This window comes from Chitinophaga nivalis, from assembly GCF_025989125.1.
GTDB lineage: Bacteria > Bacteroidota > Bacteroidia > Chitinophagales > Chitinophagaceae > Chitinophaga > Chitinophaga nivalis.
This window is the reverse complement of record NZ_JAPDNR010000001.1, coordinates 2,286,618-2,302,302: the sequence shown is the minus strand read 5'-3', so window position 1 is coordinate 2,302,302 and position 15,685 is coordinate 2,286,618. Positions and strand designations below refer to the sequence as shown.

Here is a 15,685-nt window from a genome sequence, read left to right as displayed (position 1 = left end):
TTATTGAAGTTGGGGGGAACCAATGTATACCTGATAACCAGCGAATCTCCCGGCTGGCTTAAATTCTTTCCCTACCTTATTAAAATAGGCCTGCTCATCAAAACGTCGTTGCTCCGCCGTCAATGGCGTGTAATGCATAAACGTCATGATCACCAGTGCATAGTCATCATAACCTGCACCTGGTCGCATCCCATTACTAACCAGCATTTCCGTTTTAACGGTCATGATAATCCGTTGTAACTGCCAGGTAGTGGTATCCACGGTCATTTCCATGAACTTAAAAGATTGATTGTCCGGGAACGTAAACCGGGCTGTTTTCAAGGCTTTTTGCTGTGTCATCACACATTGCTGTATGCCCGATTGCTGCAATGCCTGGGAAATATAGGATAGCGGTGATGGACGGAGGGAGTCAGGCGTTGCGGCAGCAATGTACAAGAGCTGGTCTTCTGTAAAAGCAGCTACATTGTAACGGTTATTACCAAAGGTTTCTGTTGCACCCAGTACACAACGAAAATAACTGCCGGATTGCTGCATATTACCTTCCAGCGAATCCAGTAATATGTCCGGCCTCGACTCATTTGCATAGGTGTATTTTACATCAAAGCTGATGGCTTGCCGATAGCTGCTCTCCTGCAGGCGGGTAAACAGGTGCAGCGCTGCCTGCTTTCCAGGGAAATCCCCGGCTACCTGTGCCTGTGTAATGACACATAACGCCAGCAACCCAAAACACAATAAAAATATTTTCTTCTTCATAGTATAGGGATCACTAATCTTTTATTAAAGCACTTCTGGTTTCACGGATTGTTTTAATACCTCTTTCCGTTTCTTTCTTTAACCGGATCAGGGTACCATCATCATCGTATTCATAGAAGGTGGCATAGTTATTTTCGTCCAGTTCCGCCATCAACCGCAGGAATACCGGATCATATACGAAGGATTTCATGTTGGCATTAAAGGGGTGTATCCGGATATCATCAAAGAATACCGGTGTATCGCCACTGGCCCGCAATGAAATCTTCAATAAACTACCGGTAGCCGGTACGTTGATCACCGCTTCATACCGTTGCCAGCCATCAATGATGTATCCTACCGGAGCAGCCGTACTGGTGGTACTGCCGGCGGTAATCACGATACTGCTTTTCGTATAGGAGATACAGTTACAGTTCTGCTCTTCTTTTACCCAGCCACTGATCAGTAGCCGGGTATTATTCAAGGGCGAAAATGTCGGTAACAGGATAGTTGAATCTGCCATAATTCCCCTTAGCAAGGTAAATGCCGGCTGTGGCGGGCAATTATTATTGACCGTAGGTACATTCAATATTACCTGCTTCTCATCTTTGGAGACCAGGGAAGCGCTGACATCAGCACTCGTTCCCTTATCTATCCAAAGGCTGTACTTACCGGTATGCGCAGCGGCTGTAGTTATAGATGCTGCATACTTTGTATAACCAAAGCCACGTCCTACCGCACAGGCAGGATCGCACACATTCTTGCCAAAATTATAGTCTTCAAAACCATCATAATAGGATTCGCGGTAACGGCTGTTCTGAATAACTGCTACCGGTAACACATGATCATAACCATACAACCCGGCATTATAACGCCCCAACGGATCCCGGTTTTCTATTTCAAAACCTTTACTGTTAAAAAGTGTACTTTCTGCATTCCATACCCAGCGGGTAGTATCGGTAGAAGGCTTCCAGACGCCATTTGTCTGCGACCAGAAAGATGCGTAGGCCGACAGCGTACCATTTTTACGTATATCCGTTGTTGTGATGGCAGCACTTTCTGAACGACTGCCGTAGTAAGCATAAGAACGACTCAGCCGCCAGTTACCGGCAATACTGTATACATAGGGATTAACACTTACTTCAGTCACTGCACTATAACAGTTACCCGAAGTATCCGGCCGGATCATTTCGGCTCTGCCAGCTGCAATTACCTCCCCCCCTGCGATCAGTAACAACCAGGTTAATAATGTACTATGCTTCATTTTTCTTTTTATTATAGACATCATCAACAAGTTTATTTAATAATGAAATCATTGGATGGCCGTAAATAATACCGATGACGGTCGATATTGTAACTCCGCTGTGGTACTTCATTACCATGACTATCCCATTCCCGGTAACGCCGTTCATACTCGACTTCCACATTCTCCAACACCATTATTGAAGTGCCGGTACAGCTATATTCCTTCACGGTTTGCAATGAGCCAGAGGTAGACTCATTTCCCTCCATCACACTGCGGGTATAAATACTATCCACCAGCAGGAATTTTTGATTGGTTACATTGAAAGGTAAGGTGCAGGCTTCATCCTTATAGAAAGACACCACCACATTACCAAAGCGGGTATTGATAATATCAGAAGGCGTGTAATCATTTTTAGTAGTCGTATGCAGCACAGTTACTTTTGCATACAGATATCCGCAGTTTCCTTTTTCATTGGCATTTTTCTGCCCCAGGCTATCAATTTCCCTCAACGCCAAAGCATTAGCAGCAGCCACGGAAGTAGCATAATGTTTATTGGCTTCTACTATGTAGTCCACATAGGTTCCTTCCGGACAATCGTTCCGTTTAAACGTCTTTGCCTGCCGCGTATTACCATAGTAGCATACGGCACTGTCCCGCGCAAGCTTTGGTCCGTTTTGTGCCATATCTGCCTCTGCTTTTCTGTTGGCCCCATCGCGGGTAGGTGCGGTATATGTGCCGGCTGGCACTCTGTATAATACCAGGGTACTATAGTTACCAGGTCCGCAGTCTTTCGTGAAATAACGCCCAACTTCATCATTACCGAATAAAGCAGGGGATGTGACAGCACGGTTTCTGTCGGTGACATGCCACAGCTGTTTAAACTCGTTGGCTGCAGCACTGATAATACCATTTCCGTTATTGATATCGAAGGTGTATTTGTTATTGGCCTGTTTGAGTAAAGGGGACTTCAACATCGTAACACCACCTGCAGAAGCAGATACGTTCCGTCTGCCGGAACGGATGATTTTTAAGGTGACATCATTACCACCATAAGGCACGCCATACTTATCCATAAAGTAGATATCCGGTGCGCCACCAGTCATTACATTTTTGTCTACCGCCCAGATTTTCCCAGCTGAAGCGAAAGTGGCAATTTCCTGGTTACAATCCTCCCCTCCTACCTGGTTGTGGCTATAAATCAATATTTCGTCGCCAGGATAACAATATTTATTTTCCTCTCCTGTTGGTAACCCATTGATGATTTTACCGCCTTTAATATCCAAATGCTGCAGGAGTACATTGATATTTTTATAGGCGCCGCTCATACCATCATATACCCATCCGGCCGGATAGGTAAAGTTGTATATAGGATCGTTATATTCATTCTGGGTGCTGGTCAGTACTACTTCTCCGGTTTCTCCATCATACAAAAGATTGCGGGTAGTTACTCTGCTACCCTTATCATTCACCACGATGCTATCCAATATACCATGCCGGTTAATCAATTTGGTGACAGCAATAGAACGGAAAATATTTTCCTCCCGCTGCGCCATGTGAATGACGGTAGGAATGGCCATCACAGGTGGCCAGGCAAAAGTAAATATGTCGCAGTTTATACTGAGGTTTAATCCATTGGTAAGGGAACGTTGCTGCCGCATGTCGGTCATCAGTTCTATTTCCTTGCCAATAGAAGCCTGCTCATTCACTTGTCCTTTGGCATCCAGCGTCAATACATCATTGTTAAGATGTTTAAACGTGGCCTGCTGATCATCCACCCGGTAAAAATGTTCGGTTTTATTAATCCATACTGTCGGATTAGCTTCCCCATAGGATGCCTTTGATTTCAATTTACCGTGCATGTCATTCAACTCAATTTTAAAGCCCTGTGATACGGCTAAAAAATGTTTGGCATTAATGCGCAGGAAATTGGTCAGACCCGGTTTGAAACGTTTATGGGTATCTCCGCCTATAATGGTCCGTTCTGTAATAGTGGGAAAATCGTAGGCTGTGTAAAAACAGGTTTCATCGTATCCGGGAGCAGAACGGGTGTTCGTGGTGTTGATGGACCTCACGCGTACCTTACTGTAACCAACAGATGGCGCCGGGAAGAAACCTTCTCCCAGTGGTTCTTCGGTATACCCCATGGTTACAGGCGCCAGGGCAGCTACCTGCGTTCTGTAGGCTACCGGTACCCGGAATGGGTTTTCTTCACCACCCAATACAGGTTCATAACTCGCAACACCACTACTGATAAGAATATCCTGGTCATTCACTTTTCGCGTGGTTGTATAGATATATTCCTGACCATACCGGGCTTCTTTCTGGCCAGTCATACTATTCCAGTTATCCCAGGTAACAATACGTTTCACCCGCAAGCCGCCACCATACTTTTTAAACGCAGGACTATTCAACCGGATATAGCTGCGGTTAAGGTCTACTTTCTGCACCCAGTCCTGACTCCGGCAGGTAGCATCAAAAGAACGTAAGCTATTCACAATGTTGCCCGCCATCCCTATCAGGATACTCACCCCTGCTAACAGGTCTACGCTATCGGTCACATCTGATCCGGGATAGGCCTTTGAAGGAAGGTTGAGGCGTAAAAACTGCATGGCTGCCTTTGTAAGCGGGCTATAACTGCCACCCGGATTACCATTTTTATCAATCGCCATCAGCTTCACCCAAATGGTTTTACCATTATTAAAAACGCCGTAATTATCCACGCCTTCATCTATTTTGGCATAGCAGGGCACTGCTTCTCCACCACCACCGTATTTATCTCTCGGCATCATCACATTCAAACGGAAAGTAATCCCCGTGATACCTTCCAGGTACCGGGTATAAATTTCCTCGCGGGAGTTAACAGCTACCGGTACATCAATCGCCACATACAAGTGATCCTGATTATCGATATACAAATTACTGGAGAGATCTGCTTTAGATGCAGGTACCTTGGCAGCAAATCCTGCAATGGGGAAAAACTGCATGGCCCGTTTGTTTTGCACATAAGCATAATCATCACTTTCATAGGTCACTTTCACGCGGCCACCGGAAGGCAATACAATAGAATCCAATGTCCAGGCAGCAGCATTAACAGCAGCCGCTGTGCTGTCCTGTAAGGCATAGGGGTAATCCGCATTATTAATAATGGCAGTACCCGCGCCTCTAGGATTTTGCGCCGGATCTTTATAGTTACCCCACCGGTCATAATGCTGCGTATGATACACCGGGTTTTTAGCGTTGTAGTTAAACACATAGGCATTCTTTCTGCCTTTGTTATTACCATTATAGGAAAACCAAACCCTTTTCAAAGTTAGCTTGCCACTGTCAAGCGTACTGATTTTACCATTGATACCCATGCACAATTCATGTGTGTATTCGAAGTGCACCGTCTTTATGGGGGTAGCCTTGGTACCTTTCTGCAGGAAATCTGCCTTGGTATACAAGTCTATCAACTCCAGCCTTTTGGCGCCGCCCTGTGATTTAACACCTATGGAATCTATCTGCAACAAATCTTTCCGGTCTCCTAGTCTGAAAACGGCAATCATGTTTTTAGATTCTACCGAGTTGAGATACCACAATTCTTTTTTCCCGGTTACATAACTGCCTTTATCATCGCGGTAGTCTGTTTTTAATCCTTCATTATAGTTGGCTTTCTCATTATAAGGTGTCCGCCATTTATAAGGATTATTGATACCTGCTACTTTAGTATAATTAAAACGAATGGCATCTCCCGGGTCATCATCTGTAATACCATCTCCGTTAACATCCACATAATCCGGTGAAAGAATACCGGTCAGCAGAAAAGTATGGGCATAAGCCGGAATGGTTTCACTGCTGTAATACCTTTCATTGTCCACATCATTTTTTCCAATGCGATCATGCTTTCCGCTGGTATAGGCTGCCAGCCCTGAAGCGGCATCTGCACTGTTCTTTTCTACAGAAAAAGTGGCCTCTTTTTGCTCCAGGTTATATACCGGTATACCATATACATAACGGCGACCATCATTATTCAACACATTGATTTCAGAAATATGATCCGGTTTACGGTAACTGTTTACCCGTTGTTCGCGTGTCATAAAACTATCTATCAGGATGGAATCCGGCCGTGGTAAAGCAAACAGATTGGTGGTGGGAATAGGGGCGTAATCCTGCATGTTACCATACTTCCACTTCAAATGCATACGGGAATCAGCCTCATCATTACGGTAATGTACAAGAACGTTGTACATTTTTCCGGCATCCAGGAAAACAGTACTATACCCTTCATAATTGCCCTCCGGATTATTATACCCTGTAATTAATTCTCTACCATTCAGCTCTAAACTGGCCCCCTCATCAGCCTGTATCATCAGGTCATATCTGCCACTGATAGGCGCCCTTAAACGCCCTTCCCATCTTGCAGAAAATTTCCCCCCCACTCTGGGTTCTGAATCCGGCCAGGAACGATTCCAGTGTCTGCGGGAGATTTTTACATCCTCATAGTATAACTCCGGATCTACGCGGGTACCCCAATAGTTATGCATCTCCCGGTCATAATAATACATCCCGTTCAGGCCATGTAGCGCATTCTCCAGCTCATCCGGTATCTCCTTATCACATACATTCAGGCGATACGTGTTGTATTTGTAGCTATCAATATATTTTGATAACCCCGCCTCACTGGCTTCTTTGGCTGTGAGGTAACTAATCACCTGCGTACGTTTGCTCCGTTGTGTATTCTTTGCATTGCTGCTGTTCAACACTACGTCGCCCACTGCCGCCTGGTTAACATAACGGGTCAACCTATTGGTGGTGCTAATCACCGGCGAATTACGATCCCATTGAAAAAGCTTTGCAGCTACCAGATCGTCTCCTCCCAACGCATCATAATATGCTTTGGGATCTACCGTCTTCTCTCCTGGGTTTTTAAAATATACGGCTTCAAAATCTTTTTGCGGATGCTGAAAGGCAATGATTCTGGATAATGGATTATCTGTTGTCCACATACCCGATTCTGTATAGGAACGGGTAAAGTTGAGATCTACACCGGTATGCAATACATCGCCATATCCCAGGTCGCCCCCGGCACGCGTACTGTTGTCTTTTGTGGTAACAGCATGGTCAAACACATTTCCAATATCGTTTCTATAAGCCCGGAACATACCGCCATTTCCTTCTCCGGAAATAGAAAACACATCATAGGTATATGCAGGTACCGCAATATTGGTCATATCCGGTTTCTCCCGGAAAGGCACATCTTTCTCCCGGTTAAAATCCATCAAACCGTTTAAATTCTTACTTCCGTTCTGGAAGTTGAGATAACCGTAGGCCGGAATTTTCACATAGCTATCTTTCGGCAGAATCGTCTGCCTGCTAACATAACCGCTCAGCATAAAACTGGGGCTTACAGTCTTGTATTCAAATCCCAGCCGTAGGTTTACGGTTAACAGCGAACTTGAATAAGGAATGGTAATAGCAGGTGTATAACCGGGATAAGCATAGGAGATATCCGATGAAAAAGTATAACTGTTACTCCTTCCCATCAGGGAGCTCTCCTTTCCCGTTGTATTTTGTACATTCTTATTGTATTGCCGTAACCCCGCATTAAACTGCAAAGCTTTCATACCCGCCCGTGTATTATAACCGGATGAAATAGAAAAAACACCTCCCAAAGCTGCTTTTTCTGCTGTTTCTTTATGCGGCATAGAATAACCCAACGATGGCGACAACGTCACGCCTTCCTGTGAATTATTAGCCAGTGATAAACCACTGGTAAAAAAACCCATGCTCTTACTGCCCACATTAATTCCTGCATTGATAGCGGTTTCCAATCCCCAGCCACGATAGGTGTTATTGAAAACCCCTATACTCGCTCCCACTCCCAAAGATGCGCCGAAACCACCATCCCGTAATTTGGGCGTACCCAGGATCTCCAGGTCAAACCCGGTAGTAGCGCCAATCGTCTGGTTATCTTTCATCGACAACTCCTTCGTCACCACATCCGTTCCATTGAAATCATCCGGTAACCCACGCATATTCCGCGTAATCGCACCTGGATTCAGCGTCCAGCCAAGTCCTACCCAGCTGGCTTCCTGGTCCATGGAAATACCGCTGTTATACCCCAGTGTAAGCGGGTAACCGCCTACATCCAGTAATGGAATACTATAGGCGAAGTCACCGGTGAACAGGTCCACCATATTGTCGTTATTCACAGAGTGAAATCCCTGCATCTCCGGTTGTGTAGGGCCACCCGGATCATTATCTGCAAGGGTAGCTGCCACAGGAAGCGCAGCAGGCGGTATAACCGGTGGCATTGCTGCCTTTACAGGAGCAACTACCTTCTTATCGGGCACCGGTGTATACCCGATGCGGGCTGGTTTTCCCAGGGCATAGGCAGGTATCACCGTTTCAAAGTACATCAGCAACAGCATGACGTACGCAATCATTTTCTTTCCTTTGGCAACAGGTACCAGTATCATGTAAGTAAATTATAAATGAGCTATAGGATATATATTATTGTTGTTCAGCCGGATGGTACCGGAAGTTCAGGCGCCAGGTTTCTCCTCTTCCATTGTGTAACAGGATGCAGTAGTTCACATCGGATTTCAGGCCACGATGGTGATCCAGCGGCACTTCCAGCAGGTTGCTGCCAGGCTGCAGGGTAAAGGAGCCGGTAAACATACGGGCGTTACCGCTACTCAGGTTGATCACTTCGTATTTAACCGTTTCTTCCCCGGCTTCATTGTTGTAGGCACATTTCAGGATGTTACCGCAGTTGCTGAAAACACCATCGGCTTCCTGTTTCAACTGGATATAAGGACTTCCATCCGGTGTATTGGAAATATTTTTTTTCAGGGTAAACGTCCATACTTCCGTTTGTGCGGCAAACTGGCGGCCGTTGTTGGCATTCACCATCCAGGCGTAGGTTTTGGAAGAATCCAGGGCGTAACCACCAGAAGGATAGGCCAGGAAAATATTACGCAAGCCGGTGGCACGGTATACCGGTATATTCTGCTGAATGGCTTCCGTGGCAGACTGGTTTTCTCTTACTTCCGCTACGATCAGTTCATAGTTGAGGTCTGCAAACTGCGTGATGGGCGCTGGTGGTATCCAGGTAAACTGCGGTAGCCGGGTTTCCAGCACTGCAGAATCCGAAGGCATGTTTAATAACGGCGGACTCACAGGTTCTACGGTAAAAGGAATACAATCTTCGGCGACTGGCAGGTCTGTTTTATCTCCATCGATGACGACGCTGTAGCAGGCGATATAACTGCCGGGCGACAATAAACCATTTTCCCGCCGGTCGGCGGCAGGCGACAGGTATTCGTATTGTACCGGGGCGACGTCTTTAGCTTGCAGCTGCCGGCCGCCGGTGCTCAGGGTAACACTTCCTGAGACAGCAGTCAGTATTGCTTCCGAACTAACGGCGTCGGTTAAACGCAGCATAATGCGTACGTCGAGGTTACGGGTGGCCGCATTGACCAACATGATATTCCATAACTGCGCTTTCTGTAAAACGCCGGCGGGTGGCAGTTGTACGGCCATACTCACCTGGGCACCGGCTATCACCGGATACAGCACGCAGGCCAGCAAGGTCATGAACAGGGTTGTTATCTTTTTCATATCTTAAAATATCCTGGTATAGGTTAATCTTCCTGTATTATTAGGTACTAGTTTTTTTTCGGCTCCGGGCACAAATCCTTTATCTGCCATCAAGGCCACTTCTCCAAAGTAAGGCACCTGTACGCGGGCATTGGCCACATATCCCAGCTGCCGGATGTTATACACGGTTTGTTGATTATACTTGAGTCCACCGCCTACTTCCAGCCATTTTTTCAGGCGGCAGGTCACATCACCGGAAACACCATACAAGGCATATTCTTCATTCACAGCGGCAGAAAGCATCCCATTCAGGGTAAACCGGGAAAGGAACACGGTATGGTTCGCAATCAGGTTACGGCTGTTGAAGTAGACGAAGTTGCTGTCTGTTTTACGGTTATAAAACTGCGAGTACGACAACACCGTATTCATGGTCGTCTGCCGGTATTTATAGAAATGGCTGGCCGTACCGGTGAGCGTATAAAAAAGGCTTTCCATATAGCGGTCTTCACTTAACTTCATCAGCTGCGCGGTAGGCTGATACCCTACCGTCAATACCGGCCAGCGGCGAATGCGCATAGTCGCCTGTATACTTTTAAAGATGGTATTACTGCGGAAGCTGGCTGGCTCCAGGTGGGTGACATAGTCATTTTTCCGCACGGCGCCGGTGAGCAGCAGCTGCTTCCGGAAAAACGGCTGGTCTACCCGGATATGCCACGCCGTCTGATCCGATCCGGTGGTGTATAGGCTGAAGGATTGAAAGTCGCGGCCCATCAGCTTAAACATACCACTGATACGTGTAGCCGTACGCGTTACCATGGTATTTAACTTCACGGAATAGGCTTCGTTGGAGCGGCTGCCGAAATTAAATACGCTGCTCAACACCTTTTCTCCGCTGGCTTTCCGCGCATAATAAGGCAAGGATGATTTGGCCGCTTCCGCAATAAAATAGGTATGGCGCCCCAGTCTCCACTGTCCTTCCAGCGATACGCCCATGATGTTGTTATCGTTGTTGGCAGCGGCTTCCGGTACAGCGGATGTATTCACATTATACACCTGCTTCCGGCCGGTGTAATAGGTCAGTATGACGTTGTTACCTTCTTTCATACCGGCGCCTACCCGTACCAGGTTCAGGTATTGTTTAGGCCTGTTTTCGTTGAGAATAAAATTCCGGAAACGATAATCCACCGCCCCGGTGGCGAAGGCAACATAATAAGAGGGATTATATTCTACCTGTACGCCGGTGATGCTGATATCTTTGGCTGTGAGTTCTGAATAGTTCACCAGCGTACGGCCAATGCCAAATGAGCGCACCGCCAGTAAAGTACGATACCCTTTGGGCAGGATGCTATCCGGCAAACCCATATCCCCTAAGCGATCCGTGAGTTCCTTATTGTTGCGGCTATGCGATAATACTTCCAGCAAATTGGTTTTACGCTGGCCGTATTTATCCTGCAAGGCCCAGTACTTCGACTCCATTTTCTGTGCTTCCCGGGCGAGGGAATCTGCTTCTTTTTTGCGGCGTTCATAGAGCGTGGCAAAGGGCAGTTCTTTCACCACGGGTACCTGCTTAGTGGCCAGGCGTTGCTGCAGGCTGTCGTACAAGCGGTGTTTTTTGATAATCCCTTCCACATCCAGGTTGGCGTATTGCTGAGCGGGACGGGTAACAGCGTCTTTCAGGGCATTCAGCAAGGTATCTTTGCGGCCATACAACCGGCGCTCTTCTTCTTCTATCAGGCGTTGTATCTGTACGGGAGATGACAGCCATCCGCGCAGACCGGATAATCTATCCATCAGGCTATCCAGTTTACCTCGCAGCTTATCCAGCTCCTGCAGTTGTTTCAGCTTACCGGCTTCCCATCCGCGTGCGCGGGCCAGCAACATATTTTTAATGTCTTTGCTGAAGAACTGCATGTTTGCGCCGGTGATATTCCGGAACAGCGAAGAGTTGCCCATCTGTGTACTGAAAGCAATATGAAAAGGATACTGGTTTTTAATCGTTATATCTAATGTGGTTTGTACGGTATGCTGATGAATATCTTTCTCTGCATAAGGCGTATCAACACGCGACTGATAATACAGATCATACATAACATTGCCATGCACGGTGATCCATGGTTCGCGTACCGGAGCAGGCACAAAGCGCTTGTGTGGCTGGATTTTAGCAACCACTTCTTTTCTTCCATATAAAGCCACGGGCACCGGGGCTAAAGCTTTACATCCCTTATGCACATAATAATAACCGGTATCGGTTACCGCGGCGGGAGAAAGCACGACCTGCTGGGAAAATCCAGTGAATGCGAGCAACAGGTATACAAACAATTGTAACAGACAGTATCTCACAGTGTACTCGGGAACATTAAATATTCACATTGATATCGGGACTAGTATGCGACAGCCAATGGCTGTATGTTTAGGCTTGTATTAATTTCATGGCGTTAGGATTTGTTTTCAAAGTGCAACAAAGGTAGCTATAAAACAATAAGGTCAAACAAACTTCACAAATTTAATATAAATTTTTTGGAAGATAAATTAGCAAGCAGTCCTATCATCCCGGTGAATGCAGTGCAGGTGTCGAAAACTTTTTCATTCACCGGGAGATCCTTTACCAGACTTATTCTTCATCTTGTAAGCCCCATTCATCCAGGAGGCTGTTCATCTGTGATGGTGGTAATGCCGGTTGCGCATAATGCCCGGCCACAGTCTTCTGACGCATCGCTTCGTAGATGCTCACGGCACAGGCAACAGAAATATTCAGTGACTTAATAATGCCTACCTGTGGAATAATAAAGTTACCGTCCGCCCGGTCGCGTAACTCCTCACTTACACCACCATGTTCATTCCCAAATACCAGGGCAATAGAACCGGTAAAGTCAATATCGTATAAACTCACGGCATCTGTAGCCAGATGCGTGGTGAGGATTTTATCATATTTGCTACGCAATGCGTCAACGCATGTCGCCAGATCGGTAAACTGATGTATGGTGAGCCACTTGGCGGCGCTGCTACTACTTTTAGCACCCCACTTGCTGTGCCGGGGAATGATGGTATTCAATACATAGATTTCCTGGATACCCACCGCATCACAGGTACGCATCACTGCAGAAATATTATGCGGGTCCATCACATTCTCCAGTACAACCGTTAAATCGCCCTGCCGCTTATGTAATACAGACAGTAATCGTTCTCTTCTTTCTGGTGTCATATCAAAAATATATTATTCTGATTCCCGCAAAAATAAGGGATATTTTGTGCACTGTCACCGGCAACGGCGGTATAATGACAGGAGACTGCCACCCCATTGCACCTTTGCACGAAATTATATTACCTTCACACCCACAAAACAAACAAGAACAACCTATGCTCAAAAAGCTCCTCAAAATTGTGGCCATCACGCTAGTGGTCTTACTATTAGCTGCTATTGCCATTCCATATTTCTTTAAAGATAAAATCATTGCCAGGGTTAAAACGGAGCTGAACAAGCGCCTGACCGCCCAGGTAGATTTTAAAGACGTGGATATCAGCCTGCTTCGCCGCTTCCCCCGGCTGGCAGTAGGCCTGGAAGATCTGCGTGTAACCGGCACCGGCGAATTTGCCGCCGATACCCTGCTGGCAGTCAAACAAATAGATGTGGCCCTCAACCTGATGAGCGTGATCAAAGGAGACAAAATGGACATCTACAACATTGCCCTCTCACAACCACGTATACACGCTATTGTACACAAAAATGGCGCGGCCAACTGGAATATCACGAAACCCGATACCACCCAGGCCAACCCGGCAGATACCAGCAAAACCCGTTTTGCCCTCAGCCTCCAGCAATATAAAATAGAAGATGCCTATATCAGCTACGACGACCAGCAAGGCAATATGCAGCTGATCGTGGAAGGCCTCACCCATAAAGGAAAGGGCGACTTCACCCAGGACCAGTTCACCCTGGAAACCAATACCACCGCAGATGGTATTACCTTCCGCTATGGACTGATTCCTTACCTGTCTAAGGTAAAAACCAAACTGGATGCTGCCATACAGATCGATAACACCACCAGCACCTATACCCTGAAAGACAGCAAAGCCGCTATCAACAACCTGGAGCTGGCCCTGCAAGGGTTCTTTAAACTGGTCAACGATTCTACCTATGGTATGGACCTGAGCCTGAAAGCGCCTTCTACCAACTTCAAAGACATCTTATCCCTGGTACCGGCCGTATACAAAACGGATTTTGACAAGATCAAAACCAGCGGTACAGCTGCTTTCAGTGGCTTCGTAAAAGGTAACTATTCACCGAAGCAGCTGCCAGCTTTTGGCCTCGACCTCCAGGTAAAAGATGGCTTCTTCCAATATCCGGACCTGCCCAAACCTGTGAAAAATATCCAGATTGCCATGAAAGTGAGCAACCCGGATGGTATACCGGATCATACCATTGTGGATATGTCTTCCGGTCACCTCGAGATGGACAACACCCCGCTGGACCTCCGTGCCCTGGTAAAAACACCGGTGTCTGACCTCTATGTAGATGCTGCCGCCAAAGGAAAACTGGACCTGTCAAAAATTACGCAGTTTGTTAAACTGGAAAATGGCACCGCCCTCACCGGCCTGCTGGATGCCGACATTACTGCGAAAGGCAACATGAGTGCCATCGAAAAACAACAATACGATCGTTTCTATGCTGCGGGCACCCTGCAGCTCAGCAACATGCTCTATAAAAGCAAGGATTATCCGGATGGGGTTAAAATCAATAACCTGTCCCTCCAGTTCAATCCTAAAAATGTGACGGTAAAAGACCTGAACGGACATTACCTGGGTACCAACTTCAGCGCCAATGGAGAAGTGAATAACCTGCTCGCCTATACGTTAAAGAATGCGCCGCTGGATGGTAAACTGAACTTCCGGGCAGATGAAATCAACCTGAATAAGTGGATGGGTACTGCTGCAACGCCGGCTTCCGGTACAGCTGCCAACAGCGCTGCCGCTAAAAAGGATTCCGCTGCCGCCATGCCATTTGCCGTACCTGCTAACCTGAACGTAGCACTCCTCGCCAATGTAGATAAAATACATTACGACAAGGCCGACCTCAGCAACCTGTCCGGTAACCTGCTGGTGAAAGATGAAACTGTGACCATGCAACAGCTGAAAGCCAACGGCCTGCAAGGTACCCTGGAAATCAATGGTAGCTACAGCACCAAAGCCAGCAAAATCAATCCGGATATCAACATGGCTTACAATGTGCAGAACCTGGATGTACAGCAAACCTTCAATACCTTCAACACGGTACAGCTGCTGATGCCGATCGGTAAATTCCTTTCCGGTAAAATCAACTCTCAGTTTGCCGTACATGGTAAACTGGGCAGAGACATGATGCCAGAGCTGAAAACCCTCACCGGTGAAGGTAACCTCCTGCTGGTACAAGGCTTCCTGAAACAGTTTGCTCCGGTAGATCAACTGGCCAGCACCCTGAATATTGCCCAGCTGAAAGACCTGTCTTTACGGGATATCAAAAACTATTTTGCCTTTGAAAACGGCCGCGTGAAAGTAAATCCGTTCAAAGTAGTGGTAAATGGCGTACGCATGGACATCGCCGGTTCGCACGGTTTCGACCAGTCGCTCGACTATACCCTGCAACTGGCACTGCCCCGCAGTATGATGGGTGCTGCCGGCAACAACCTGGTGAATAACCTGGTATCTCAGGCGCAGAATAAAGGCATTCCGGTGAAAGTGGGGGATAGCATCCACCTGCAGGTATTAATGGCCGGAAACATCACTAAACCAGCCTTAAAAACGGATCTGCGGGAAAGTGCCAACAACCTGAAAGCACAGGCTACCGAACTGGTGAAAAATAAAATCGATACTATCAAAAACACAGTGCGCGATAGTATCAACCAGATCAAAAACAATGCGGTAAACAACCTGAAAAATGAGTTAAAAAATCAGCTCACCGGCAAAAAAGATTCCGCCAATACCGGTGGTAAACCATTGGAAAATATTGGCAAACAGGCCGGAGAATCGGTAAAAAATACCCTCAACGGCTTGTTCCGGAAAAAGAACAATACCGATACCACGAAACATTAATGCAGTAGCTGCGCAGGCACACTGCAAACCTATAAAAGCGCAAAGGCTCCGGAAGATCTTCCG

7 protein-coding genes are annotated in these 15,685 nt (G+C 46.8%); 1 reads left to right on the top strand and 6 read right to left on the bottom strand.

Features of this window, described 5'->3' with window-relative positions:
* From OL444_RS09465 to OL444_RS09440, 6 genes are all read right to left on the bottom strand, one after another.
* Nucleotides 1-753 carry a LolA3 family protein gene (locus OL444_RS09465; protein ID WP_264733460.1) on the bottom strand — a complete coding sequence of 251 codons (753 nt, stop codon included), beginning with the start codon at nucleotides 751-753 and terminating at the stop codon, nucleotides 1-3.
* A gap of 13 nt (nucleotides 754-766) precedes the next feature.
* Entirely contained in the window at nucleotides 767-1,993 is a 1,227-nt protein-coding gene (locus OL444_RS09460) for a hypothetical protein (RefSeq protein WP_264733461.1), read from the bottom strand.
* A 32-nt stretch (nucleotides 1,994-2,025) separates the two neighbouring features.
* Nucleotides 2,026-8,433, bottom strand: coding sequence for a DUF5977 domain-containing protein (locus OL444_RS09455; RefSeq protein ID WP_264733462.1), 6,408 nt, complete (start codon nucleotides 8,431-8,433; stop codon nucleotides 2,026-2,028).
* A 34-nt stretch (nucleotides 8,434-8,467) separates the two neighbouring features.
* The gene (locus tag OL444_RS09450; protein WP_264733463.1) at nucleotides 8,468-9,577 is read right to left on the bottom strand and encodes a hypothetical protein; all 1,110 of its coding nucleotides are present in this window, start codon (nucleotides 9,575-9,577) and stop codon (nucleotides 8,468-8,470) included.
* A gap of 3 nt (nucleotides 9,578-9,580) precedes the next feature.
* A complete protein-coding gene (locus OL444_RS09445) occupies nucleotides 9,581-11,896 on the bottom strand; it encodes a hypothetical protein (protein WP_264733464.1) in 2,316 nt (771 codons plus the stop codon).
* 271 nt (nucleotides 11,897-12,167) lie between these two features.
* Complete coding sequence (locus OL444_RS09440) at nucleotides 12,168-12,758, bottom strand: TrmH family RNA methyltransferase (protein ID WP_264733465.1); 591 nt, start codon at nucleotides 12,756-12,758, stop codon at nucleotides 12,168-12,170.
* A gap of 155 nt (nucleotides 12,759-12,913) precedes the next feature.
* Here OL444_RS09440 and OL444_RS09435 point away from each other — a divergent pair, with 155 nt between their 5' ends.
* Nucleotides 12,914-15,622 (top strand): AsmA-like C-terminal region-containing protein, encoded by a 2,709-nt coding sequence (locus OL444_RS09435; protein WP_264733466.1) that lies wholly within the window; start codon nucleotides 12,914-12,916, stop codon nucleotides 15,620-15,622.
* Nucleotides 15,623-15,685 lie beyond the last annotated feature (63 nt).

What these genes read in the sequence shown, in the direction of transcription:
- OL444_RS09465 (WP_264733460.1), bottom strand. Translation starts at nt 753, where the DNA reads ATGAAGAAGAAAATATTTTTATTGTGTTTTGGGTTGCTGGCGTTATGT.
- OL444_RS09460 (WP_264733461.1), bottom strand. Translation starts at nt 1,993, where the DNA reads ATGAAGCATAGTACATTATTAACCTGGTTGTTACTGATCGCAGGGGGG.
- OL444_RS09455 (WP_264733462.1), bottom strand. Translation starts at nt 8,433, where the DNA reads ATGATACTGGTACCTGTTGCCAAAGGAAAGAAAATGATTGCGTACGTC.
- OL444_RS09450 (WP_264733463.1), bottom strand. Translation starts at nt 9,577, where the DNA reads ATGAAAAAGATAACAACCCTGTTCATGACCTTGCTGGCCTGCGTGCTG.
- OL444_RS09440 (WP_264733465.1), bottom strand. Translation starts at nt 12,758, where the DNA reads ATGACACCAGAAAGAAGAGAACGATTACTGTCTGTATTACATAAGCGG.
- OL444_RS09435 (WP_264733466.1), top strand. Translation starts at nt 12,914, where the DNA reads ATGCTCAAAAAGCTCCTCAAAATTGTGGCCATCACGCTAGTGGTCTTA.